General features: G+C 44.2%; 23 protein-coding genes. 12 read left to right on the forward strand and 11 right to left on the reverse strand.

Translation table 11 applies throughout. The features are described from left to right. Positions 1-88: 88 nt before the first annotated feature. Positions 89-472: a cupin domain-containing protein gene (locus tag ACHUFQ_RS13435; RefSeq protein ID WP_394176266.1), complete on the forward strand. Its 384-nt coding sequence runs from the start codon at positions 89-91 to the stop codon at positions 470-472. Here the strand turns inward: ACHUFQ_RS13435 and ACHUFQ_RS13440 are convergent. Continuing rightward, positions 411-1,040, reverse strand: a complete 630-nt coding sequence (locus ACHUFQ_RS13440) for a hypothetical protein (RefSeq protein WP_394176268.1) — start codon at positions 1,038-1,040, stop codon at positions 411-413. The genes ACHUFQ_RS13435 and ACHUFQ_RS13440 overlap by 62 nt on opposite strands. Positions 1,041-1,673: 633 nt before the next feature. Here ACHUFQ_RS13440 and ACHUFQ_RS13445 point away from each other — a divergent pair. After that, positions 1,674-2,291, forward strand: coding sequence for a transglycosylase SLT domain-containing protein (locus ACHUFQ_RS13445; RefSeq protein ID WP_394176270.1), 618 nt, complete (start codon positions 1,674-1,676; stop codon positions 2,289-2,291). Positions 2,292-2,342: 51 nt separating this feature from the next. On the opposite strand, the gene ACHUFQ_RS13450 is transcribed toward ACHUFQ_RS13445, so the two are convergent. The 4 genes from ACHUFQ_RS13450 to ACHUFQ_RS13465 form a co-directional block, all read right to left on the reverse strand. Then, the gene (locus ACHUFQ_RS13450; protein WP_394176272.1) at positions 2,343-3,977 is read right to left on the reverse strand and encodes a GMC family oxidoreductase; all 1,635 of its coding nucleotides are present in this window, start codon (positions 3,975-3,977) and stop codon (positions 2,343-2,345) included. Between the two features lie 567 nt (positions 3,978-4,544). Continuing rightward, positions 4,545-5,816, reverse strand: coding sequence for an HlyC/CorC family transporter (locus ACHUFQ_RS13455; protein WP_394176274.1), 1,272 nt, complete (start codon positions 5,814-5,816; stop codon positions 4,545-4,547). A gap of 73 nt (positions 5,817-5,889) precedes the next feature. Continuing rightward, complete coding sequence (locus tag ACHUFQ_RS13460) at positions 5,890-6,684, reverse strand: cytochrome C assembly family protein (protein ID WP_394176275.1); 795 nt, start codon at positions 6,682-6,684, stop codon at positions 5,890-5,892. A gap of 126 nt (positions 6,685-6,810) precedes the next feature. Further along, positions 6,811-8,010, reverse strand: coding sequence for an SO_0444 family Cu/Zn efflux transporter (locus tag ACHUFQ_RS13465; RefSeq protein WP_394176277.1), 1,200 nt, complete (start codon positions 8,008-8,010; stop codon positions 6,811-6,813). Positions 8,011-8,307: 297 nt separating this feature from the next. Between ACHUFQ_RS13465 and ffh the strand changes: the two genes are divergently transcribed. Then, positions 8,308-9,684 (forward strand): signal recognition particle protein, encoded by a 1,377-nt coding sequence (ffh, locus tag ACHUFQ_RS13470; RefSeq protein ID WP_394176279.1) that lies wholly within the window; start codon positions 8,308-8,310, stop codon positions 9,682-9,684. A gap of 156 nt (positions 9,685-9,840) precedes the next feature. Further along, positions 9,841-10,953: a hypothetical protein gene (locus tag ACHUFQ_RS13475; protein WP_394176281.1), complete on the forward strand. Its 1,113-nt coding sequence runs from the start codon at positions 9,841-9,843 to the stop codon at positions 10,951-10,953. A 425-nt stretch (positions 10,954-11,378) separates the two neighbouring features. On the opposite strand, the gene ACHUFQ_RS13480 is transcribed toward ACHUFQ_RS13475, so the two are convergent. Then, positions 11,379-12,350, reverse strand: coding sequence for a DMT family transporter (locus ACHUFQ_RS13480; protein ID WP_394176283.1), 972 nt, complete (start codon positions 12,348-12,350; stop codon positions 11,379-11,381). A gap of 216 nt (positions 12,351-12,566) precedes the next feature. Between ACHUFQ_RS13480 and rpsP the strand changes: the two genes are divergently transcribed. The 4 genes from rpsP to rplS are packed head-to-tail and all read left to right on the forward strand — an operon-like array spanning position 12,567 to position 14,518. Next, positions 12,567-12,815: a 30S ribosomal protein S16 gene (rpsP, locus tag ACHUFQ_RS13485; protein ID WP_386029989.1), complete on the forward strand. Its 249-nt coding sequence runs from the start codon at positions 12,567-12,569 to the stop codon at positions 12,813-12,815. Positions 12,816-12,848: 33 nt separating this feature from the next. Further along, positions 12,849-13,370 (forward strand): ribosome maturation factor RimM, encoded by a 522-nt coding sequence (rimM, locus tag ACHUFQ_RS13490; RefSeq protein ID WP_394176286.1) that lies wholly within the window; start codon positions 12,849-12,851, stop codon positions 13,368-13,370. A 19-nt stretch (positions 13,371-13,389) separates the two neighbouring features. Continuing rightward, positions 13,390-14,139, forward strand: a complete 750-nt coding sequence (gene trmD / locus ACHUFQ_RS13495) for a tRNA (guanosine(37)-N1)-methyltransferase TrmD (protein WP_394176325.1) — start codon at positions 13,390-13,392, stop codon at positions 14,137-14,139. A 28-nt stretch (positions 14,140-14,167) separates the two neighbouring features. Further along, on the forward strand, positions 14,168-14,518 hold the full coding sequence (rplS, locus tag ACHUFQ_RS13500; RefSeq protein WP_394176288.1) for a 50S ribosomal protein L19: 351 nt from the start codon (positions 14,168-14,170) through the stop codon (positions 14,516-14,518). Positions 14,519-14,591: 73 nt separating this feature from the next. Here rplS and ACHUFQ_RS13505 read toward each other — a convergent pair whose 3' ends face one another. From ACHUFQ_RS13505 to ACHUFQ_RS13525, 5 genes are all read right to left on the reverse strand, one after another. Further along, on the reverse strand, positions 14,592-15,485 hold the full coding sequence (locus ACHUFQ_RS13505) for an amidohydrolase family protein (protein WP_394176290.1): 894 nt from the start codon (positions 15,483-15,485) through the stop codon (positions 14,592-14,594). A gap of 2 nt (positions 15,486-15,487) precedes the next feature. Beyond that, entirely contained in the window at positions 15,488-16,336 is an 849-nt protein-coding gene (locus ACHUFQ_RS13510; protein WP_394176292.1) for a nuclear transport factor 2 family protein, read from the reverse strand. Next, positions 16,330-17,436 (reverse strand): ester cyclase, encoded by a 1,107-nt coding sequence (locus ACHUFQ_RS13515; protein ID WP_394176294.1) that lies wholly within the window; start codon positions 17,434-17,436, stop codon positions 16,330-16,332. The genes ACHUFQ_RS13510 and ACHUFQ_RS13515 overlap by 7 nt, the downstream gene beginning before the upstream one ends. 147 nt (positions 17,437-17,583) lie before the next feature. Continuing rightward, a complete protein-coding gene (locus ACHUFQ_RS13520; RefSeq protein ID WP_394176296.1) occupies positions 17,584-18,543 on the reverse strand; it encodes an ester cyclase in 960 nt (319 codons plus the stop codon). An 11-nt stretch (positions 18,544-18,554) separates the two neighbouring features. After that, positions 18,555-20,165, reverse strand: coding sequence for a sodium:solute symporter family transporter (locus ACHUFQ_RS13525; RefSeq protein ID WP_394176298.1), 1,611 nt, complete (start codon positions 20,163-20,165; stop codon positions 18,555-18,557). Between the two features lie 138 nt (positions 20,166-20,303). Between ACHUFQ_RS13525 and ACHUFQ_RS13530 the strand changes: the two genes are divergently transcribed. The 4 genes from ACHUFQ_RS13530 (at position 20,304) to ACHUFQ_RS13545 (ending at position 26,089) form a co-directional block, all read left to right on the forward strand. Then, the gene (locus ACHUFQ_RS13530) at positions 20,304-21,320 is read left to right on the forward strand and encodes a nuclear transport factor 2 family protein (RefSeq protein ID WP_394176300.1); all 1,017 of its coding nucleotides are present in this window, start codon (positions 20,304-20,306) and stop codon (positions 21,318-21,320) included. A gap of 10 nt (positions 21,321-21,330) precedes the next feature. Continuing rightward, the gene (locus ACHUFQ_RS13535) at positions 21,331-22,149 is read left to right on the forward strand and encodes an alpha/beta hydrolase family protein (protein ID WP_394176302.1); all 819 of its coding nucleotides are present in this window, start codon (positions 21,331-21,333) and stop codon (positions 22,147-22,149) included. Between the two features lie 16 nt (positions 22,150-22,165). Next, positions 22,166-23,176, forward strand: coding sequence for an ester cyclase (locus tag ACHUFQ_RS13540; RefSeq protein ID WP_394176327.1), 1,011 nt, complete (start codon positions 22,166-22,168; stop codon positions 23,174-23,176). Between the two features lie 519 nt (positions 23,177-23,695). Then, complete coding sequence (locus tag ACHUFQ_RS13545; protein ID WP_394176304.1) at positions 23,696-26,089, forward strand: TonB-dependent siderophore receptor; 2,394 nt, start codon at positions 23,696-23,698, stop codon at positions 26,087-26,089. The last annotated feature ends 49 nt before the right edge of the window (positions 26,090-26,138 follow it).

A 26,138-nucleotide genomic window follows, 5' to 3' on the forward strand; every position in this document is an offset into this window, starting at 1 on the left:
CTCTGCAATCAAAGCCTTGCCTAAAAGCCTTTAAATTCTCACTGAGTGAGCAATAATTTAATGTGATTGGTATAACGGTCGTGTGTTGATGAGTTTGTTAACGTCAAAAAACGTGTTTGAGCAACTGCCTTCAGGGTTAGATTCGGAAATATTTGACGCGTTATACGATAAGGCCGGCGTTAAAATCGAGCGAATTATTTCCAATGGACAATCATCCCCCCGACAGGGGTGGTATGAGCAGGAGCACGATGAATGGGTAATGGTGATACAAGGGAGTGCCGTACTTGGCTTTGAAGATTCGTCGAAGCTGTCTCTGAGCGTTGGCGATCATGTATTGATCCCTGCCATGCTGAAACACAAAGTGCTTGCCACATCTCGAACCCCCGCAACCATCTGGCTAGCCGTGCATGCTAGTAATCCATCGAAATGCTTTTCTGATAGTGATGACGATAAGCAAGGAGAAACAAGCTAACAATCGCCATTAAACAAACGTAGCCAGCTATTCTCAAGGATATGCTTGCCTCAAATAACCACAGACCAAACCAAAGTCCTGAAATAAATATACCTGCTATTATGCCCCACACGTAAAACCGCCAGGAAATCGGTGTCAGCGACCATGAGTTTGCTAAGCCACGAGCATAATGCGATGCCCTAAAAGGCACAACACCTGTCAGCACAAGGTGAGTGATAGGTATTATTAAGCCGATGAACAGCCAAAACCCCTGTATATTTACGCTCAATGTTTGGCTGATAGATGTTTCCCAAGCGTAAGCAAAAGCGCTGGTTGCCCACATTGCGATGGCGAGCATAAACCCGACATTGGGAATGGTTTTGCGAATTTGTACCCAAACCATTTGTTGTTCGAGTTCCAGAGAAGTATTTTCAGCGTCGATAACATCATCGATAAAAATTTTTTCGGATGTTGAGGAGAAGGACGTAGGCATATGCGACAATATTGTTTTTCTTCTAATATATCTCTTGAGCCCACTAGCTTCAAGGGTTGTAGTGGCAAGTGCTGATTTTCTACGCGTTTTAGACAACCCGGATAATGGTTACATTCTTTGCGATTCAGCCACAAAAAAAATTTCTGTTATTTTTCAATTGGTAAGGTGTAATTTTTGTGAGTAAATTAAATTTGTTGAAAAAATAACCATTTTTTTAACATTTGCAGTGAACCTTTTCGGTTTAAGCGACTCTTATACTTTGAAAGCGTTTATTCCCTGGACGACTTTCCTTAAGATTCCGGCGCGATGTTTATCGCGCCATTTTTTTATCTGTTTTTTGTCCCCGGGTGCGCTGCACGCCATCTGCTTTGCAGCAAATGTAGTCAGTCAATTTAATCTGATGCGTTGCTCTTTTAAAATCTAATCAGGTTTATCTCCGATTGCATCCTTAATCCCTTATTGAAATTGTCTGTCTAAGGCTCGAGTATGCAGGGCTGATTGCAGTGTTTTATTGACAATCTTGTTCGATAGATTTGATTGGGTAAAAAAAAAGCACCTCATAGGAGGTGCTCAAAAAAAACTATAAAACCCAAGGAGAAATGTTCATTTCGTATAATAAGAGTCGTAGGTTTTGTAAAAGTTCAAAATATTTTTTAAAAATAGGAAAAAAATTAAAAAAGCTTCAAAAATCTGGCAAACTGAGTTCAAAATAATAACGTTTTATCTAAAATGAAAACTCTAAAGATCTGTTTCTTCGCCATTTTTACTCTTATGTTGTCGGCTTGTGCGACACCACCACCGCAAAACCCGGAAAATATTTGCGAGATATTTCGTGAACATCATCATTGGTACGAGGGTGCCAAAGACATGCAATCTCGCTGGGGGGTGCCTATCCACGTGCCAATGAGCATGATGTACCAGGAAAGCTCTTTTCGCAGTGATGCTTTGCCTCCCAGAGATTATTTGCTGGGCTTTATTCCATGGGGAAGGGTAAGTACCGCCTATGGTTTTTCCCAGGCAAAAACCCTTACTTGGGAAGATTACATGAGAGAATCCGATAATAGCGGTGCCGATCGTGATGATTTTGCCGATGCGATTGATTTTATGGGTTGGTTCATCGCTAAAACCCAAAAGGTGAACGGTGTATCTAAGTGGGATCCGTATAACCAATATTTAAATTATCATGAGGGGTGGGGAGGGTATAAACGCAGAACTTATGCGCAAAAATCCTGGTTACTTCCGGTTGCTAAAAAAGTCGAGCATCGGGCCGTGACTTACTCAGGTCAATTGAAAAGTTGTAAGCAAGAACTAGACAGTAGTTGGCTGTGGCGAGTGCTTTTTTATTAATTATTACAATGGCGGGATGCGAAACGGATTGAGTTCGTTGTATCCAGGCGATTAATCATAGTCTGCGAGAATTAACGCTGCGCCCTTGGCCGCGATCATCATAGTAGGTGCATTGGTATTGCCACTAATTAATTTTGGCATTATCGATGCGTCGATGACTCTAAGCCCGGTTATTCCTTTCACCTTGAGCGTTGGATCTACCACTGCCATTTCATCAATGCCCATTTTGCAGGTGCCCACCGGGTGGTAAATATTATTACTCTTTTCCTGAATAAAGCTGGCAATTTGTTCATCGCTTTGTACCTGCTCCCCAGGAAATATTTCTTTTACCTGAGTTAGTGAAATCGGCGGTTGCTGCAACACCTGACGCGATAATTTTACGGCGTCTATCATCAATGTTATATCGTCTGGATGACTTAACATATTTGAGTCAATGACCGGAGGAACGGCAATATCTGATGACATCAGCCTAATCTCCCCGCGACTTTTTGGCCTTAGTAGACAGGCGTGCAAGGTCGTTCCCTGAACACCATACATTTTTATATTTCGGCCATGATCATCCATGGCACCAGCAATGAATTGCCATTGAATGTCCGGCCTTTGGTCTAATCCTTGACTCGAGATAAATCCACCGGTTTCAACCAAAGATGTCGTCAGCATTCCGCGTTTAGATTTCGCATATTCTATGGCTTGTTTGGCCAGCCACCAGACAGAGGATGGCATAATACTAATCAGGTCATTACGTTTATGCTGATTGACCAGGCAGATATCGACATGGTCCTGCAGGTTTTTTCCGACACCTTCAATGTTTTTGACCACAGGGATCTGTAGAGCGTCGAGTTGATGTTTTGGACCTACGCCACTTACCATTAACAGTTGTGGGCTGTGAATCGCACCGGCACTTAAAATCACTTCTTTTGTTGCACGCAGTTCAACGGTTTTTATATTGTCCTTATCCGATTCTAACAATTGGCTTTGTTGAAACCGAACACCAACGGCTCGGGTTCCTTCGAACAGTATTTTTTCCACTCGACTGTAAGACAAAACCGTTAAGTTTTTTCGGGCATTTCCCTCTTGCAAGGGATGAATAAAGCCGTCCGCGGCACTATGACGTTGGCCATTTTTCTGGGTGACTTGATAATGTCCGACACCCGATTGACGCTCACCATTAAAGTCTGGGTTAAACGGATAACCGAGCGATGTAGCGGCCTCGATAAACGCTTTACCAATCGGATGATTCGAGCGTGAGTCGGCGACATTCTGCTCGCCATTTTTACCATGGTAATGATCATGGATCCGTTCTTGATGCTCCAGAGCTTTGAAGTAGGGCAACACCTCTTCGTAACTCCAGCCATCGTTACCCAATGCCGCCCAATCATCATAGTCTTGGCGATCGCCTCGAATATACAACATGGCATTGATGGCGCTGGAACCGCCCAGGCCTCGTCCTCTGGGGTTATAAATATGGCGATTCGCCTGGTTGGGCTGAACCGGCGTTTCTAAACCGTAATTATATTTGGGCATTCGAAACAGTAATGGGATCGCCATTGGCGTTTTGATCAATGGACTTTGATTACGACCGCCTGTTTCCAGTAAACACACAGAAACGTCAGCACGCTCAGATAAACGATTGGCCAGTACACAACCTGCTGAACCGCCGCCTATGATGATAAAGTCGTATGTCATATGTCAATTTTCTCCCGATAATCAATTAGTTTATACCAATTACATTAAATTATTGCTCACTCAGTGAGAATTTAAAGGCTTTTAGACAAGGCTTTTAGACAAGGCTTTGATTGCAGAGAATGGTTATTCCGCTCTCAAAATCAGCCAAAATCAGTAACGTAGTCCAAACGCCTTTAAAACTCACCCGTAGGGAGTTTACCTTAAGGCCCATTTACGGCCCTATATTTCATTAATATAGAATGACTATATCATTGAAATCTATGTTGTAACTGAACCTCTGCCCTAACTTTGAGTTGTGCACAAACTAAATGTGATTGGTATTAGCAAACTGGCCAGACAATATACATGTCGTCTATTTATGAATATTGCTGACCCGTGACTAGCCATTTTAAAATCAGCAGAAGGAGCGGCTTCTAAGCCGGTTAGGAATGATTGGTCGGGAATGATTGGCTGTGTAGGCAACAATGATTGTCGCTATAGATGTTTGCATGGGAAGGTGTTGAGCGATGCCGGGGATATTCATTGAATTTGATCAAGCTCAGCGGCATTAACCGCTGAGAAAAAATCTTATTGTTCCTGGAAATGCTTGATCATTACCCGAACGGTTTTGACCATATTGCCATCCACCTCAATAATTTCTATCGGGTACCCAGCAATACGCATACTGATATTGGCTTCAGGAATTTCTTCCATATATTCTAAAATCAGGCCATTTAATGTTTTGGGTCCATCAGTAGGTAAGTGCCAGTTCATTTCTTTATTGATGTCACGAATATTGGCGCTGCCATCTACCAGATAACTACCATCCGGCTGTTTGTGAACTTCTTCGCTCGGCGCCGGTTCCATCGTCGTGGTGAAATCACCGACAATCTCTTCGAGAATGTCTTCTAACGTAACCAGCCCCTGAATATCGCCATATTCATCCACAACTAAACCTAAGCGCTCTTTCGCTCGCTGGAATTTTAACAGTTGTACGTTTAATTGAGTGCCTTCAGGGATGAAATACATCTCTTTAACGGCTCTGAGTAAGGTCGCTTTGGTGAATTGAGTTTTTGATAACAGCTTAACTGCATCGCGCATATGTACGTAACCGACCACGTCATCGATGTTATCGCGATACAGGATAACGCGCGTATGATTTGCCTGGGTCAATTGCTTTTGAATGATTTTCCAGTCTTCATTGATATCAATCCCCTGAATTTCACTACGTGGGATCATGATATCTTCCACGGTTACTTTTTCGAGATCGAGAATACTGACCAACATGTCCTGATCTTTTGCTGGGATCAAGGCTGCAGATTCATTCACTACCGTTCGCAGCTCTTCCGAGCTTAGGCTGTGTTGTTCGCGTTGCTCCGGGCTTATGCGTAGTAATATCAAAATTCCGTTAGTAATCCAGTTTACGGCAATCACTAACGGATAAAATAATTTCAGTAAGATATTGAGAATAATAGAGCTGGGAAAGGCCACTTTTTCAGGGTGTAAAGCGGCGAGCGTCTTAGGTGTGACTTCGGCGAAAATCAAAATCACCATGGTCAGCACTAAGCCGGCGATAAATGTACCGGCATCACCAAGCAACCGCATGCCGATATAACCGGCAATCAACGATGCAAAGACATTGACTAAATTGTTGCCAATAAGAATAAGGCCGATTAACTGATCCGGGCGCTTCAACAAACGACTAACGCGTTTGGCGCCTTTATGATCATTTTCTTCCAGATGTTTCAGGCGATACCGGTTAATAGACATCATACCGGTTTCAGAGCTAGAAAAATAAGCAGAGATAAAAATTAATACGGCAAGTATGACAAATAGCATACTTGTAGAGATATCGTCCAAAAAAGGGGTCCTATATTGCCAACCAATTAATCAGGGGTTGCTGGTTTTTTCGCCAGTGCTTTCGCCTGAGCGTCTAAGATAAAAGAATCTCTCTGACAAATCTACTCCCAAAATAGGATAAAGTCAGAATTGCGGTCGCAATTGTCGAAAGAATCATAATTCTGTGGCCACGCCAGCCTAAATGATAGTGGCCCCATAAAATCACCAGATAAATCGCCAGAGCAATTAATGACAGCACGGTTTTGTGCAAATTATCTCGGGCAAAAAAACTATCGATGAAAAAGCCACCAAGAAATTGCGAGGCGATAAGCAATAACACGCCAGTGATGAGCAACCGGAATAATTGGTTTTCTACTTGCATCAGTGGCGGTAAATGATTCACGGCGTTAATGTTCTTGGTTTTTAGTTTGTAATTGATAAAGTTTACTTGAATGGCAAACAAGGTGCTGATCACCAATACACCAAAGGCGAGCAATGCCAGACTAATATGCAGGACAAGAACCACCTGTGAAGAGTCTATTGACAGCGTACCGGAATCTGGCACGAGCAACGCGATCAATAAAAACGAACCCGCAAACGTATATACGCCGGGTAGGATTAAATTGATTTTAGAGCGCAATGACAAAGCGGTTACTGACAACGCGATGATCAACGCCACCAGTGATGTCACATTCAATAAACTAAAGTTGACGTGAGAATCAGAGAAGATCAATTGACTGATTAAAAAACAATGGCTCAGGCATGCTGCGCACCCTAACGAGAAGAATAGCTTAGGATTTGGCCCTTGGGCTTTAAACAAACGGGTATAAACCGAAAACGCAGCGGTTAAATATAACAGGGCAGTTATGATTGAAAGGACCGGTGTCATGGTCTTCGTAGCTCCAAAGCCAGTTATTGTTATTAAAGTGAATGATTGAGAATCATTTCGGCAAATATGCTTGCTCACATACTACCAGAAACCCGGTTCAATTCTACGTTTAACTGTTACTAAATTTTAGGCGTTCAAGATGCGTTTGCGCAACGGCTTGATGGCGCTAACCAACAGCAATACCGAACAGCTGCTGGCAAACCATAGCGGCAATAATTCATGACTGTGGCTCATTTGTTCGAAGATATTGATTTGATAGTACGCCAAGCCAAAATCTAACCCCAAACCAAACATGACTGATGAAATAACGATGCCAGTTAAGTAAAACAATAACACCCGAGCGCCCATTTCTTTGCGAATAACCCCAAGGGTTGAAATATTGGTCGCTGGACCTGCCATCATAAATACCAAAGCGGTACCGGGTGAAATGCCAGCCATGATTAACCCTGCGGCAAGTGGCGTGGAAGCGGTGGCACAAATATACATTGGCACCGAGATGACAATCATTAACATCATTGCGCCTAAGCCACTGCCGTATTGCAGTAAAAAGTCGGCGGGTAAAAACGTTCGAATCAAGGTGGCAAACACTAATCCTACCAATAGCCAGATAATGAGATCATCAAGCAGTTGAGTAAAGGCGTAGCGGATGCCGATTAACACCTTAACCACAATGCCTGGTGTGTCTGTATTTTTTGCATCAGCGGTCGCCGCATCACAACAACCAGGGGTTATTGATTCCGAAACAACAGATGCACATGCAGAAGATTGGCCTGGGGTGAGGGAAATATCACGGTCACTGGCCGATGCTGAGCTGCAGGTGTCGCTTTCACGACTGACACAGCAACTGGCTGATTGCACCTTGTCTTTGCCCGGGGTTAGCGGGTTCTGCGTTTGCGTATCTTTACTGGTCTCGGCATGTTTGGTCCCCTGAGCCACCAAAAAACCGGTAAATATTGCCGAAGTAATGGCTGCTATAGGACGATAAATGGCCATTACCGGACCTAGCAATGCATAAGAAACCGATACCGAGTCAACGCCGGTTTCCGGGGTCGCGACTAAAAATGATGACGTGGCTGGCGATGAGGCACCGGAACGATGTAATTGGGTCGCAACCGGGATCACGCCACAGGAACATAAAGGTAAAGGCGCGCCGATGAACGCTGCTTTGACGATGGCCAACTTGCCTTCGCCTAAATGTTGACTGAGTAACTGAGTCGGGACCATGGACTTCATTAAACCGGCAATGATTAAGCCTAACAATAACCAGGGGCTGGCTTCGTTAATAATGGTAATAAAATTATTCAGTAACTCGAGCATGGCATCCATTTAGGGTAAAAACCTCGTGTAAATTTTTGGTCTTATCCAGAATCCGGTTATCGGTTCAACACAATATTAAACCGACATTATGGTCAACGGCCTGTAATCCGATTGTACATTAATTCGGACAATCGATTATGAGTTAATCGTAAGGAAATTGTAATAAAGGTGCAACCAGATTGCGGTTTGTCGTATTCTTGGCCAAATTCGCTCATTAAGCGCCTAGTGGCCAAATAATATGCTTTCGCTTCTGTTTTGTCCGGTTATAATAGGCCCATTATCGAGTATTTTATTTTCGGGTAACCCATGTTTGAAAATCTCTCCGATCGTTTAACCCGATCACTTAAAAATATCAGTGGTCGTGGCCGTCTGACAGAAGACAATATTAAAGACACGTTACGTGAAGTACGTATGGCGTTGTTAGAAGCCGACGTTGCCTTACCGGTAATTCGTGAATTTATCGCCAATGTAAAAGAACGAGCGGTAGGTCAGGAAGTTACCAAGAGTCTGACACCAGGACAAATTTTCGTAAAAATTGTTCGCAACGAGTTGGAATCTGCCATGGGCAGTGCCAATGAAGCGCTGGATTTAAAAGCCGCACCGCCGGCGGTTGTTTTGATGGCAGGTCTGCAGGGGGCAGGTAAAACCACCTCTGTTGGTAAACTGGCTAAGTTTCTGACCGAACGTGAAAAGAAAAAAGTTTTGGTGGTCAGTGCCGATGTCTACCGACCAGCGGCAATCAAACAGTTGGAAACCCTGGCCGAAGAAGTTGGCGTAGAGTTTTTCCCCAGTGATATTTCACAAAAGCCCGTTGCCATCGCGAATGCGGCAATGCAGCATGCAAAGAAACAGTTCTTTGACGTCGTACTTGTCGATACCGCGGGCCGTTTACATGTCGACGGCGAAATGATGGAAGAAATCCAGCAATTACACAAAAGTGTGGATCCAGTCGAGACACTCTTTGTGGTTGATGCGATGACAGGTCAGGATGCTGCCAATACCGCCAAAGCGTTTAATGATGCGCTGCCATTGACGGGGGTTATTCTAACCAAGACTGATGGTGATGCCCGTGGTGGTGCGGCATTATCGATTCGCCATATCACAGGCAAACCGATTAAATTCCTTGGTGTTGGTGAAAAAACCGATGCTTTAGAACCTTTTCATCCGGATCGTGTAGCTTCGCGTATTCTTGGTATGGGTGATGTATTGTCACTGATTGAAGAAGTTGAGCAAAAAGTTGATAAGCAAAAGGCTCAACAGTTAGCTAAGAAGGTGAAAAGCGGTAAGGGATTTGATTTAGAAGATTTTCGTGAACAGCTGGTGCAAATGAAAAGCATGGGCGGCATGATGGGGCTGATGGATAAATTGCCAGGTATGGGCAATATGTCTGAACAAATCAAAGGTCAGGTAGACGATAAAATGACCGTGCGTATGGAGGCGATTATTAACTCCATGACACCTGGCGAGCGTAAGCGCCCTGAAATCATTAAAGGCTCTCGCAAGCGCCGTATTGCAGCAGGTTCTGGCACTCAGATACAGGACGTGAATAAATTGCTGAAACAGTTTACTCAGATGCAGAAAATGATGAAGAAAATGTCGGGTAAAGGTGGCATGCAGAAAATGATGCGTTCCATGCAAGGTATGATGCCACCGGGTGCCGGTGGCGGTATGTTCCGTCGTTAAGTGACAGGTTCACACCATTGTTAAGCCGAAGCGGAAAGCTTCGGTTTTTTATTGAAGTTGTTTAGGGTATATTCAGATCATTATTAACGGCAGGCATTGACCTTATGTGGGGCAAGCTGCCATGAGCATCTGAGAAATTTAAAGGCGTGACGAACCGTGCAATTAGTTAAATCTTTAATCTGTTTACTGGGCCGAGACAATGGCGAACGTTTTCTGGCAATTTTTGCCAGTACCTTGCTGCTATTTTTTATCGTTACCGGTAATCTGCTAACCGCCTGGTGGGCACAATTGATTTGGCTGCTACCCAGTGTATTAATTATTTTTTACACCACGATTCGTCGTGTCCGTGACGCCGGGCAAAAAGCGGGGCTGGCATGGACGTTAGTCGCGTTGACAACGCTGGCGTTATTGCTGCCTGTCATTCTTGTGCACTGGAGTGCGTATACACCGTTAATGCTTGTGGTGTTTTTAGGCCTTTACGTGTTTAGCTTACCGGCAAAAGATCATCAGTTTTATGCCCTAGGTTATAAAGGCCCTGTGGATTTATCGGCTTTTGCCAAACCTGTAAAAGTAAAAACCAAACCCCTTAACGCCAGGGTCGAACCGGTATTGTTTGGTGGAGCCAGCGCCACAGCTAATCCCTACAATGATGCACCTTATGCGGTTCATGGTGAAGAATATGCATCTCGTAAAAGCCAGCAACAGGCGCAGATATCAGAATTTGCCAAATGGCGTCAGGATTTACATAGTTGGTTTAGCCAGCATAAAAAATTAAGCGGTTCGATCGCCAGTGCATTGAGCATCGGGATTGTTACTTTAATGGCGTGGCCTTATTTGCCTGGCCCTGAGCCGGAGCAGGTTGAAGCAACGCTGATGATGCCGGTGATGACATCTGCCAGTACCGAGCGAAACCACCGATTAGAAATGCCCGATGATTTTTATTTAATGCTGACCGAGCACAACGGCTTAGTATTGCATTGGCAGGCAGACATACAGCGTGATGGCGAAATCTGGTCATTAGCTTCTGCAAAAGGTGACGATACGTGCCAGTTTATTGAGTTTAATAACGGCGACAAAGTCCGCCCTTACAATGTTGCGGTGGAAAATGGTGGCGATTATTTTGCCAATTTCTCTCCCCTTGATACGCGAATGCTGATTCAATCACTGGAAAAGCGCGGCAACTTCGGTCTTTGTGGGTATAATTTCTCATTGAAAGGCTCGCAAAAAGCCCTCAATTCTAACCCGGTATACATCGAGCTAACCGACTAGCGAACGCCTGTATAAATGGGGTCAGATTCAATCTTATAGTGTCTGACCTCAGCGAGTTAAAATGTTCCACTGGCTTTACGGCATCAATCCCATCCCAGTTACCGCGCCCATTAAATCATACCAATCACATTAAGTTTGTGCACAACTCAGAGTTATACAATCACATTTAGTTTGTGCGCAACTCAGAGTTAGGGTCGTAAATGGGCCTTAAGGTAAACTCCCTACGGGTGAGTTTTAAAGGCGTTTATCCTGCGTTACTGATTTTGGCTGTTTTTGAGAGCGGAATAACCATTCTCTGCAATCAAAGCCTTGCCTAAAAGCCTTTAAATTCTCACTGAGTGAGCAATAATTTAATGTGATTGGTATTAATGCGCACAACAAAATGCTGGCGATTTACCAGAGCATTGAATTTACAGCATGTGAGTTTAAGAATGCCTGGAGAAGCGATTGCTGATCTTAATCATATTTTCACGACTGAGTATTTTGTTACCCAATGCGGTAAGGACCGATCCGGCAACGACCAATAGCGCGCCAACATACGCCAGAGTATTCAGAGATTGGGCACTGATAAAATGTGGAAACATATGTTGGGCGATGGTGGCAAATAGCACGGTAAGCAGTGGCGTGATTGCCAGTACGGCGCTTACTTTTGATGCTGGCCAGAACTCCAGGGATTTGGCGAAGCTGCCGTAGGCGATTAAGGTGTTGGCGCAGCAAAAAATTAGTAACAACATCGCTATCCAGTCGAAGCTACTCACTTGCGCGGGACTCGAGACCGGCAAAAAGAACAAACTACTGAACACATAAATTACCCACATAATTTGATTGGCGGTAAATTTCTTCAGCATTTGTTTTTGCATAATGGCATAGATTGCCCAGGTTGATGAGGCGCCTAGCATAATGACAAAACCGATCAGAAAATCATCCTGACTCAGTGCCGCTGATTGAGTAAATTGCTGATTGAAGAATAATACCAGACCTACCACTAACACGAAGGAGCCGACCATTTGCCCGCGGCTAAAGGCTTCTTTAAGAAAAATAACACTGCCAAGCAACATCATTAACGGCGCCATCTGGATCAGCATTTGCGCGGTCTCAGCCGGTACAAAATATAATGATGATAGATAAAGGATATAATTAAGGCTTAAAAATACCGCCGCGATAGCTAAAGGTTTAAACCATTGCTTGTCGGCCGTAAACAAGGCCGGGATCTGCTGTTTGCTTTTCAGGCCAATGCCGACCAACACCGCGGCGAAAATAAAGCGATACCAGGTAATGGTATAGGAATCCATTAACTGCAACACCGAACCCAGAGCAAGCGGCAACAAGCCCCACATGATTGCAGTGGTAAGGGCTAAAACCAATCCTTTTAGGTTTTGAGAAGAATCGCTGGTCATAGTGAAAATCTTGTGATCAGAGGTGCTGTACTATCAAGGGCGGAGATTCTAGCGCAGTTATCTGGCAATAGCTTGTGTTTCGTGAGAAATTTGTTCGATTATGTTCATTAAGGTTGCTTTTTCCCTGTAAAAGCGTAAAATCTGCGAGCTTTTCTTACCCCTGTGGTGAGAAAGTGTCTGGAAAAACGTTTTACAACTTATTAAATAGAGGACGGTATGGTTACCATTCGTTTAGCACGTGGCGGCGCCAAAAAGCGCCCATTTTACCAAGTGGTTGTTGCTGACAGCCGTAACTCTCGCGATGGTCGTTTCATCGAGAAAGTTGGCTTCTTCAACCCATCTGCACAAGGTCAATCGGAAAAACTTCGTTTAGACCTAGATCGTATCAACCACTGGGTTGGTCAAGGTGCAGGTTTATCTGATCGTGTTGCTAAATTGGTTAAAGACGCACAAGCTGCGGCTTAATCGGTTTATCAATAATTGTTACGGACTTTAGTTATGGAAAAAGAAATCATCCTCGGAAAAATCGGTGCTGTTTACGGCATTAAAGGGTGGTTGAAAATTCATTCTTTTACGGAAGAACCGGAAGCAATATTCGATTATAGCCCCTGGGTTTTAAACCTGGGTGGTAGCAAGCAAAATGTCGAAGTAAGTGAGTGGCGACGCCATAACAATGGTTTGATTGCCAAGTTTGCCGATATCAATGACAGAAATGACGCGCAATTGCGTACCGGCGCTGAAATTTTAGTGTCCGATGCCCAATTACCAGAATTACCGGAAGGTGAGTTTTACTGGCGTGATTTAATTGGTATGGATGTAGTCAACGAACAAGGTTATAACTTTGGTAAAGTGACGGACATCATGGAAACTGGCTCCAATGACGTTTTGGTTGTGAAAGCCAATCGCAATGATGCGTTTGGCCAGAAAGAAAGGTTAATTCCTTATCTTGAAGATCAGGTGATCAAATCCGTATCACTTGATGAGAAACAAATTGACGTGGACTGGGACCCAGGTTTCTAACTCGATGGCAGATAACAAAATGCGGTTAGAGGTGATAAGCCTTTTTCCAGAAATGTTTAATGCTATTACCGAGTTTGGGGTGACAGGCAGGGCAATACGTAATGGGTTGATTGAATTCCATACCCGGAATCCAAGAGACTTCGCCCATGATAAACATAGTACCGTTGATGACCGACCTTATGGCGGTGGTCCGGGAATGTTGATGATGGTGCAACCACTACGTGATGCGATTCATGCGGCTCGAGCAGCGGCTGATGGCGATGCCCATGTGATTTATATGTCACCGCAGGGACGTAAACTGGATCAAGCAGGCGTACGTGAGTTATCGCAATATAAGAATATTGTCCTGATTGCAGGGCGATATGAAGGCATCGACGAGCGATTAATCGAGTCGGATATCGACGAAGAATGGTCAATCGGAGATTACGTGTTAAGCGGTGGAGAAATCCCGGCGATGACGGTAATTGATGCTTTGGCACGATTTGTTCCCGGCGTATTGGGGCATAATCAATCGGCCGAACAGGATTCATTTTCTGACGGCTTATTAGATTGCCCACATTACACCCGACCAGAAGTTCTGGATGACAAATCGGTACCTAAGGTCTTATTGAGCGGCGACCATGAACGTATTCGCAAGTGGCGATTACAGCAGTCTTTAGAAAGAACCTGGACACGACGTCCAGAATTATTAACAGATCTAGCTCTGACTGATGAGCAGGAAAAGATGTTAAGCGACATTAAAGCGAAACATCAATCCGGCAACAACTAGCAGTGTATTCTAGGCAAAAGGTATAATTATGAGCAATATTATTAAGCAGCTCGAAGACGAGCAAATGAAAACTGACGTACCAGCGTTCGCACCTGGTGATACTGTTGTTATTAAAGTAAAAGTAAAAGAAGGTGACAAAGAACGTCTTCAAGCCTTCGAAGGTGTGGTAATCGCGAAGAAGAACCGTGGTTTGCATTCATCTTTCACTGTTCGTAAGATTTCAAACGGTGAAGGTGTAGAGCGTGTATTCCAGACACATAGCCCGCTAGTAGCAGAAATTGCTGTTAAGCGTCGCGGTGATGTACGTCAAGCTAAGCTTTACTACCTACGTGAACTTTCTGGTAAGAAAGCACGTATCAAGGAAAAGTTGGCTAAGTAATCATTACTTAATCGCTTTCGAAAAAGCCGGCATTTGCCGGCTTTTTTGTGTTCTGAATTGGTATACATTGTGCTCACAACTCAGGTTGTTTGTGATCCATGCGATAAAAGCGTTGGGCAGTCTCTGCGTTGATTTGCAATTTTTGCTGGCAATCCAGTTTATCCCCTAAGCCATGCCAGGCTTTAAAAAGCTCTGTAAAGCTCATATGCAGTTTGTCCACCGGGAAGTTAGAGCCAAGCATACAACGATTCGCGCCGAACAGATTGATGGCCGCTAGCCCATACTTGATAAAATTGGCTTGATTGAAACTATGGGTAAACATCGAAAATCCAGACAGTTTAATAAAGCAATTGTCCAGACTGGCGAACTTTTCCATCGCCTTTAACCAGCGTTGATAGCCGGCCTCACTCTGATCCCAGGGCGACGCAAAATGACACAGTACAACGTTTAATTGCGGAACACTTTGCAAGGCTTGAAATACCGATTCATATTGTTCTTCGGTTAACTGTAGATCAAAGCTAAGCTGTTTGTCTGCAATCATTTCCCAGCCTGTAATCCACTCAATGCCGTTAAACCTGGGTAACTGATGATTTTCATCAGGACTTTTACCAATCATATGTCGTACCCCTTTAATATGCGGGTACTGGCATTGTTGCGCTAATTGCTCTGCAAGATTTTGACTACGAACATCAACGGCAGCGACGATAGCCGCAATTGGCGCACCGCATTCAATATAGGACTCGATTAACTGGGTCTCGCGAAGATTGTGTTCGGTAATGCAGCCAACCTGGATATGCACACTTTGACGGATGTTATCCTGATGATCCTGTCGATAATCTTCTGGCAGATAGTTTTTACGAATCGGATCGGGTTGGCCAAAAAATCGCTCGCTACCCCTGGCTTCAAGCCAGGGATAACAGACCTTATTAAGTTCCCAAAGGTGGTGGTGAGAATCGATAAAAGCCATGCTTAACCGTGAAACAAAAACGACTTGGGATAACGTTTCTGGAAGGCCAGAACGTCGGTCGTGGTGAGTTCGTGAGCTATTTTGCCCTGTTGCAGAGTAAGCATCGTTAACATCGGCACACGAATGCGCTGACCGTTTTCATCACCATCGAGGTACCATTTGATGGCAATTCGATTATCATCTGCCAGAACGTGTTCCAGTTGCGCGAAAACCCGGCTTAGACGATTATATTTTGCCAAGACAAAATTAAACAGTCCGTTTGCATCCTGCGTGGCTTCGACACCTGGCAATTGTATCGTTGCTTTCGCATCGTACAGCTCATCAATAGAGGCTAACTGACTCTTAGCCCATATCGACCACCAGGCATCTAATAACAGCGCTACATCAGCATTCAGCGACGCAATGTGCGAAGGAATCGCCAGTTCGTTTTGTAAGTGATCCTGTTGGTCGTAATCGACAATGACCTGGGCATCCGGCGTAGGAAGCATTTTTATTAGCGATTCTTCGTCCTGCCCGGTTGCTTTAGCAAGGGCTGGGGTATCTATCATGGCAACGGCAGATTTGATGAACTCGCCATTAGTTTCCAACCAAAAAGTATAGTTAATGGCGTGGTTATTATCATCGGCACTTAAGGTTAGGTTGATAGCCATATGGCCGTCCTGTTCAACCAACTGACTGGCGACAACATTGCGACGTCCAGCCGTTGCTAGCCAGTTTTGCGGGATAGAACGCAACTGATCTTCGCCATAATGTTTAACATTATGTTGTTGCCAACAACTTGAATGTAAAAGCTTACTAGTCAAAGCGTTGATGTCACCTTTGGCAAATGTATTGGTTAACATGGTTAACATGACAAATCTCCCGAATCCTGATTCAGACGATTAAAGTCTTTGATTAAATTAGCATAAGCCGCAACTTCGTCAAACACGGTCCATTCTTCCTGAATCTTGTTATCAATAATGCGTAAGTGTGTTGATGCCAATATAAAGTAATCTTGTCCGTTGTATTGGCTAAGACGCTTATCGCCACTATTAAAGGTGCCCGCCAGGGACCAGCGTATGGCGATATCCGACCCTTTATCTTCAAAATCAACAACGCCGATATGATCAACCGTGGCTTTTGCATCGGGTGCTTGTGATAAAAAGCCAATAAATACGCCTTTAATGCCGGGTATGCCTACCGCTTCGATACCTCCTGGCCACTGTATTTTGGCGTTGAGGTGATAAAATTCGGCAACCTGACTGAAGGACTTTTCATTAAATAATTGTGCTAACCAACGATTGGCAAAAGTTTTTGCGTGCTCGTCTACTTTGGTCGGCCACTGGTGCTCACTGGGTTGTCCAGCTTTTACACGTTTAATTTCGTCTTTACGCCATTGTTCAAATCTGTCGTTATTCGGTAGTGTCGCAAAATGGTGCGCAGCATCTAACACATCAATACCCAGTTGTTTTACCAGGAAACTGTTATCGCGCATTAACCATTCATAGACAATTTTATTTTCATAACAGATACAATCGGCAATCGTCGTTACCCGCCCGGTTTTACCAGTAGCAGGACCGAACTCTGACGGCCCTTTGTTGGTCATAATGCTGGTGATCCGATGCGATGAGTAATAACCGGCATCATCGCCAAGATCGCGCCAGATTACATTCTCACCAATTAACGAGCGATCCGGAAAGGCGCCGATGGTTTTCAAGGTGTTTTTAACCACAGTTTCGACATCGTCAGAATAGCCGCCTAGTGTGTGCACCGGGCAGTAATCGCCATAATAATCGATACAAAGGCCAACATTTTTCTGCTCCCAAATTCTGTGGGTAATGCGAATGATGTAGTCGACAATATCGATAAATTCCGGGTCAAATCCCCGGAGCTCCTGTACTTTCTTACCCTGAGGTTCCAATAGCTCAGGTAAGTTTTTCCAGTACAGCTGGGTAATGTTTTGTTGCGACATAATGATAAAGTTCTTGTTGTCGTTTATAAAATAATGACTTCGAAGTCAATCGGAGTCAAATTTAGATTAATTAAATATTCATCGTGTGAGTGAAATAGGCTCAGGAGATAATCGATGCGACGCCCGATAAGCTGTCGTATCGCGCCTTCACTCGCTACAATACGTGTCTTGCATCATCGTAAAAACGTCTAATCCCATTTGCTTACACATATGGATAATGTCGATGCCTACCCAGTTTTCGACCAGTAACGAACCATCTCTACGCCAGATGTCAATCACCCGTAACTCCAGGTTTTTGCCACAGGGTGGCAAGCCAAGCCAGCCACCACTGAGATGACTGCCGTGCATATGCGGCCAACCACCAGTCGAGACAAAGTTACCTTGCTTAACGATAGTGGCTTTATGATCGACAATACGATCGGGAAAGCTAAACACAAACGGGCCTTGATGATCGCGGCGAAAACCGGTTATGCCGCGCGTAGTACCAATGCCTGCAGGCCCGTACCACATAAAGTCAGGGTGCCAGAACTTAGCCAGATCCATACTCTCTAACGATTTGCCATCAAAACGGCCAAGCTCGTCCAGCATTTCCATGACTAATTGTTCAGATTCATTTGCCTGATCAGTACTGTGCTGAGTTGGGTACAAACCATCCATGCTGCTCGGCGGCATAATCAAGCCGTCATGACCGAGACTTTTGCGCAGTGGATTAACCCCGGCCTGATTCATCACGTCAATAAAATCAAGGATGATGTAGTAATCTTTGATTTTTCCCTCATGCAAACAAACCAATTCGGTGAAACGCAGATACAGACTCTTTCGGGTCGGCGGAATCGTGAGTAAAGGCTTGCTGAAGGTTCCGACAAAGTAGCCGGTAGCCGCTATCCACTGGTTATTCTGATACTCGCTGGAAAACTCAATAAACGGCTTACGTTCAATATCCGGCAAAGCCGTTTTCAGCACTTGCCAGTATTGCGTTTTTACGTCCACGACTCCCTCAATAGTATCAATCGGGTAGGAGGCATGCAGGCGCATATCCGGTGTTACAACGTCAGACAGGTCCTGTTGATTGTTCAACGCCTGATAAAATTGATTAATTATCGACATGCTAAAATCCTCTAAACCATGAACTGTAACGTGCCCAGGAAAATCAGGGTGGCGATAAAGAAGGCAAACAGCCAGTAATTGATAGGATCAACTTTACCCGGCACTCGATACCAGCCATTTTCTTTCTCGTCTAACCCTTCTCGGGCAAATTTTAATTGTTGACCTTTAATGGTGTATTCAGAAAGCTCATGTTGCTTACCATCGATCAATCGGCTGGCAATTAAGGTAATCACTGCATTCACTCCAGCTCCAATCGCGCAGTACCATGGCCAAGCTACATCGGTCCCTAGGGCTACCGCTGCAACTACTACAAACCCGGAAAATGTTCCGACAAGCAATCCATTTTCTGTCGCTTGTTTAGAGAAGAAACCTAATGCAAACATGCCCAGTTGTGCGCCAACGAAATAAGAACCAACTTTACTCAATACTTCCAGAATCGAACCGGTAGAGTGTAAGTGATACATAATGGCCGGAAAGATTATCAGTACCGCCCAGAACAGGGTGAAAAATCGTGAAACTTTCAGGTAATGCGCGTCGGATTGATCTTTTTTGAAATACTTTTTATAAAAATCAATGGTCGATACAGTCGACAAGGAATTAAATGCAGAGTCTAGGCTCGACATCGATGCCGCCATGACGGCTGCCGCAATAATTCCCATAAGTCCTGGCATACCATACTCTGCGGCAAATTGGAGAATAATGGTATTGTCATTCTCAAATGGCTTCCCTTGGTAATAGCTGTAAAACAGCACGCCAAGAATGATGAAGAATAAATAAATAAAGAATGCGGCAAACCCCATTAATAAGTAGGATTTTTTTGCATCACCGATATTTTTTGCTGCCAGAGTGCGCTGTACCATCATCTGATTAGTACCATATACCGTGGTGTGATAGAGCGTCATGGCAATGATGCCACTCCAGACCGTGGTTGTGGCACTGAAGTCCCAATCGGTGAGTAATGGGTTTAACTTGCCTTCGGCTTTTAACTGGGCCAGCGAGTCCATAACCGAGAAGCTGCTTTCATTAAGTAGGGCATAAAAGATAATGCCGGCACCGGCAAACAGGATGAACGATTGAATCACATCGGTCCAGATAACCGCAGTAATACCGCCAAGCACGGTATAGACCAATGCTATTGCCGTTACGATGACGATAGCGACAATCACATCAATACCTGTAATAAAACTGAGTACCACGGAAGTGGCGTATAATACCGCGGCGGAAGACATGGTTTGTGATACCAGCCAGATTGATGAAATCAACGCCCGTGCTCGTTTACCGAAACGCTTTTCTTGGTATTCATAGATGGAAGCAACGCCGGCGTTATAGAAAAATGGAAAGAAGAATATGATCACCGCCATTATCACTAATGGATAATTTAGGTGAATGGCGATAACACTTAACCCTTCTTTATAGGCCCAGGCCGGTGCCCCCAAAAAAGTCATCGCACTTACGTAAGTGGCAACAACAGATATACCGATTGCCCACCAAGGGGTGGTTTTCTGACCGATGTAAAAATCTTCATCGGTTTCTATTTTTTTTCCGATCACTAAACCTAAGGCGAGGTTAGCAATGATATAAGCTATTAATATGCTCCAGTTCAATGCGCCGAATTCAATCATGACTTGCTGTTACTTCCCATATTTATCGTTATATTTATTGATTAGCTGCTTGCATCATATTATCAATTGACTTCGAAGTCATTAGTAAATAGCATTCTTTTAACGTAAAAAATATTGCAACTAAGTGAAACCCCGCAAATGACAAATTATCAAACAGAAAAAGCCTATGTTTTACAATATTTTGATGCAATGGAAAACGCATCTTGTGAAAACCTGGGGCAGGTACAGCAATCCTATCTGGCCGAGGATTATGAATTTTACGGCGTGTATCCGTTCAATAAAATCGATAATTTAGCGGACGTAACAGCGAATGTCTGGCAACCGATTTATCAATCTTTTAAGCAACTTCAACGTCGCCAGGATGTATTTATGGCGGGTACCAGCGAGATCAATGGTGAAACCTGGGTCATGAGTATGGGCCATTTTATGGGGTTGTTTGACGCGGACTGGTTAGGGATTAGAGCAACACGTAAGGTGGTCATGCTGCGCTATGCTGAATTTAATTGTGTGGAAAATGGCAAGATTACCAAAACCGGCCTGTGGCTGGATATTATCGGTCTGATGCATCAAGTTGGTATTAACCCTCTGCCTCCACAAACCGGTTCCTCGTTTGTTTATCCCGGACCGCGCCATCACAATGGCCTGTTATTCGACCAGCAAGATCCAGCAGAAGCACAGAAAACGATGCTGGTACTTAATACCATGATCGATGATCTAAGTAAGCTTAATCAAACCGGTAATGACAGAGCAGGGCCAGAAGTGATGCAAAAAAACTGGCATGACAATATGACCTGGTATGGACCCGCAGGCATAGGGGCGACTTATACCATCCCAAGATACCAGGAGCAGCATATGTATCCATTTCGAGAGGGATTAACCGATAAAGTATTTAATGGTCATGTCTGTCGTTTTGCTGAAGGACAGTTTGCCTGCTTTTTTGGCTGGCCGAACCTTTCTAATAAATCTAAAGGTGGGTTTATGGGGATGCCAAGTGGCGACGTCAGAGCCGACATGCGGGTCGTCGATGTGTACTACCGAGAAGGGGATAAGCTATTAGAAAACTGGGTGTTGATTGATATTCCTTATTGGTTAAAACAACAAGGCGTGGATATTCTTGCAAGAACCGCATCGATTTTAAATCCCCCCTTGGACTAGATACAAACCCATGCTTAGACGCACATTGTTTATGGTGTTGATGCTCGTTGCTATGCAAAGTGTTGCCAGTGATTTACAGAAACTCGATGATAACAGTCATGGATTGACACGCTACCTGTTAGAATTTGAGCATCAACAGTTGCGTCAGTATGCATTGTTCATTGTCGGTAGTGAGGAAGGCTTGGCGTCGGATAATCTGATTGTGATGGCCCATGGATATCACCCAAGCCCAGCCAATTATGGCAGGTTAGCAAGTGGTGAGTCGCGTCGACCCGGAGAGTATTATCGGCAATGGGTTGAAGCCTATGCATTGGCTGGATTTAATGTGTTGGTTCCCGATTATCGGGGACACAACCAGTCGCAGGGATTTGAATTCACTCATCAGGCAGGAACGGTAGAATTTCCGGAACAACATTATGCCAGTGATTTATTGGCATCGCTCAGCGCTATGCAACACGCTTTGCCGAATAGAATTGGCAATATAGCGCTCATCGGTCACTCAATGGGAAGTCCTATTGCCTTTTACGCAGCGAGCAAATTAGACAGCAGAGTCAAATTGGTTTCTCTGTGGTCCTCGGCGAAATATCGTTTTGGTGGTATTGATGATCGCAGCGCTGTGGTGCCGTTTATTATCCACCACGGTGAGCATGACACATCAACACCGTTACATAACAGTGATTATTATCGCCTTAATTTTGCCGATAAACTGTTACATCATGGCGTTTATCAAACTGACAAACATATGCTTGAACAGTCAGACTTTGCATCGGCCATCGCGATCGATGTTGGCTATATTAAACACTATTTTTACGGACAAGCGGATGACTAAAACAATAAGTGACACTATGACTGACAACTTACAGACGAATAAACAAAAAATTCATCAGTTAAGTCAGGCACTTTACAATTTTGAGCCTGCAACGGTAAAAAAACATCTGGTAGGGCTTTTTGCCGATGATGCGAAAGTACAACTTTGTTTTCCCTTTGAAAATTTGCACGCTGGCATTGGTTTATTTGAGCAGGCGTTGCTGCCTTTATCGCAATCCATTCCCGATTTAGAGCGTCGAGATACGATCATAATCTCAGGGCCAACGGATAAAGGTGAACAGTGGGTAGGGTGTTGTGGCTATTATTGCGGTACGTTCACTCACCCATGGTTGGATATTCCAGCAACAGGTCATATGGTCTCGATGCGCTTTCATGAGTTTTATAAATTTGAGCATGGCAAGGTGGTGGAATTTCAAGGGATTTGGGATATACCTGAGCTGATGATGCAAGCGAATGCCTGGCCTATGGTACCTAGCCTTGGGCGTGAATGGCATGTGCCAGGCCCTGCCAGCCAGGACGGTTTATCGTTAGAGCCTTGGGATAAAAGGCTCGCACAACATGCACAGCAAGTGGTGACGGATATGTGTGTTGCTCTTGGCAATTACGCAACCGGGGGCGTAGAAGCCATGCAATTGGATAAATACTGGCACCCGCGCTGTTCCTGGTACGGGCCTTCGGGTATTGGAACCGCCAGAACGGTTGCTGGCTTTAGAAACTGGCATCAAATTCCTTTTCTCAATGGCTTGCCTGACCGCGTTGGTGACCCACACGCCGGTCATGTCTTTGCCGATGGCAACTATACCGGATTTACCGCCTGGCCCGGCATGCATATGACCGTCAGTGGTTCCGGGTGGCTTGGAATCGCACCAGGAAATCAGAAAATCACCATGCGCAGCCTCGATTTTTGGCGTGTAGAAGGGGATCTAATCCGCGAAAACTGGGTGCTAATTGATATGTTGTCGGTTTACGATCAGCTTGGGGTAGATGTGTTGGCAAGAATGCGTGAATTTAATAAAGCCAGATATTAAACTCTAATTTTTACATGGGTATGCGGGTATCAATGCAAGCGAATATTCAGGGATTTGCTTGCATCTTATCTAAACATTAAAAATTTATCGTAATTATTTTGCCTGAAATATATTCAACCCAACCGTCGATTTTCAAGATGCATGATAATTCCCTCTTTCCCCAGTTTAATCTCTCACAATGTTGAAAAGATTCAATTGAGTACATGTTGTTTTGATTTTTACCCCCTGATCTTATTAAATATTTTTAAATCAAATCCATTAGCACGTACCTCTTTATTGACTTCGGAGTCACTTGAGGATGCAATTTGTTGTTTTAAAATTGACGTAAATGAATTGTTAAACTTCCGTGACTTAACAATTCGTCAGTAATATATGGTGATTGCAGGCGTTCATCCGTAATTTTTAGGTTGATATTAAAATGATTTCGAAGTACATTTTTTTCATCCACATAAATACTATTGATAAAAACACACTGAGTGGATTTCAAATTAGATAGAATTTACTTCGGGAATAAAAAAAATGAATAGAAAACCTAAGAGTCTATTAAAATCAGCGGTAGCACTAAGCGTTGCTAACGCGCTGGTCGTAAGCGCTGCTTATGCGCAAGAGAAAGATCAGCAAGATATTGAAAAAATTGAAGTAACAGCAACAAAGCGGGTTACCAGTATACAGGAAGTGCCGCTGGCTGTTACCGCGATCGGTGGTGATGCATTGGTTGATATGCAGATCACTGATATCCTATCCATTGAAAAAGCCATACCCGGTGTGACGGTTGCCAGTTTTGGTAACAACCCGCAAGTTATCCTTCGTGGTGCCGGTTCTGCAGGTACTACAGATATTGCGGTACCGATTTATCATAACAATATGTATTTACCGACTTCAGGCCAGGCACTTGCAGGTTATATGGACGTAGAACGTATTGAAGCGTTGCGTGGCCCGCAGGGTACCTTGTTTGGACGCAATACATTCGGTGGTTTAATTAATGTTATTACCAAAAAGCCGGATACTGAAGAGTTCGATTTTGGTGTCGCAGCCACGTTAGGTGATTACGGCCTGCAAAAGTATGAAGGTTTCGTGAACGTTCCATTAGGTGACAAGGTGGCATTTCGCCTTACCGCGGCTGATGAACAGCGCGATGGCTATGTTGAAAATATCAACAACCCGGATGGTGATCTAAAAGACTCTGATTACACCTATGTTCGTGGTCAATTATTGTTTACTCCGACTGAAGATCTGTCAATCAATCTGACCATGTCGCATTGGAAAGATACCGGTAATGGAAGCTTAAACTGGGCCTACAAAGCGGCAGGTATTCCATTAGATAAAAATGATCCGACAAAAATCAACGCCATCGATGGTTATTTAGATCCGCGTATGGGTGTTTATGAAGGTTGTGTAGGGGAGCCGGATCGTGCCGGTGGTCGCTCGCAAGCGGGTAACGTTTGTGCTGGTGATGCATCCGCGTCTATTGTGAGTGATCCCCGTAAGATTGATTACGATTACACGCCAATTCGTGAATTGGAAGAAACCGCGGTTTACTTAAATGTTGACTGGGAAGTAGCGAGCCATAGCCTGGTATTGAATGCCGCAGCATTTGATTATGAAGCGGTTAACCTTATGGATGCGGAATTTTCTTCGATGGCATCCTGGGTTGATGGTACGTATGGTACGACCAAATCAAAGCAGGTAGATTTTACCATCTCATCGTTATTTGAAGGTCCACTACAATATACCTTTGGTATGTACCACTTTGACAGTCAGGATCCGGATAACAAATCTGCGTACCTATTTGGTAGCTTAACTGAATCCTGGTATGCCTACGCCGGTGCAACACCAGAAACTCCTTCCTGGGCTTATTGGAATAACGAAGGGCGTGGCGGTACAAAATCGACGGCGTTATATGGTCAGGCAACGTATGCATTAACCGATAAATTAAATGTTACTGCCGGTATTCGTCACACCAAAGATGATCGCGAGTCACAGGGTTCAAATTCATTAGGCTGGGGGAACTGGGAAGACCATCTTGGTCCGGATCTACCTACCTATAACTATGATGGGAAAGAGGTTGAGCGTGGCGAAGATTCCAACACCGATTACCGTTTAGGTGTCGATTACGAAGTCGCTTCTGACGTAATGGTATATGCGTCTTACGCAACTGCTTATATTGCGGGTTCGACAGATTTGGCAACTCAGAAACTACTTGACCCGCAAACCAATAAATCTTTTGAAGTTGGTTTTAAATCGACCTTATTTGATGGCGACTTACGCTTAAATGGTGCGGCATATAATGCTAAGTATGAAGGTCTGACGACAACGGCATTTATTGAACAGGGTGATACCGGTGTTGCCGTGGCGACACAAGTACCAGGGGGTTCAATTAACTCTCGTGGTATTGAATTGGAAGGTTTCTGGGACGTTACCGAAGATTTAGTCGTTGATTTTGGCGTATCTTTGGATATGTCGGAATACGATGAGTTTATCGTCGGAGCAGGTAATCTGGTCTGGAATGGCGAAGCGCCAATTGGTGCCGAAACGATTAACGGCGCACACGTTTTCGTGATGGACGGCGAAAATACGCCATATACGCCTGATATGACGGTCGGTGTGGGTATCTCATACTTCTTCGATTTAGGCGATATGGGTACGGTTAAACCTTATGTTCATACGTATTACAACAGTGGTTATATGACCAACCGTGCACCAGTATTCTTTGGTGAGCAGGATGCCTATACCAAAGTTGACTTGTCGGTTAAATGGCAATCCGTGGATGGCGACTTCACGGTCCAGGCTTATGTTAATAATGCCACCGATGAGTTAATTCAAACCTATACGGAAATTCTGAGTCGTGCCCGTGTTGCTTATGATTATGCAGCACCGCGCAATATGGGTATCCGCTTCGGTTATAACTTCTAAGTTTAAGCTCTCCTTGTGTTAAACTTTTTTAGGCCTACGATGTAGGCCT

This window comes from Thalassotalea litorea (assembly GCF_043642205.1).
Classification (GTDB): domain Bacteria; phylum Pseudomonadota; class Gammaproteobacteria; order Enterobacterales; family Alteromonadaceae; genus Thalassotalea_A; species Thalassotalea_A litorea.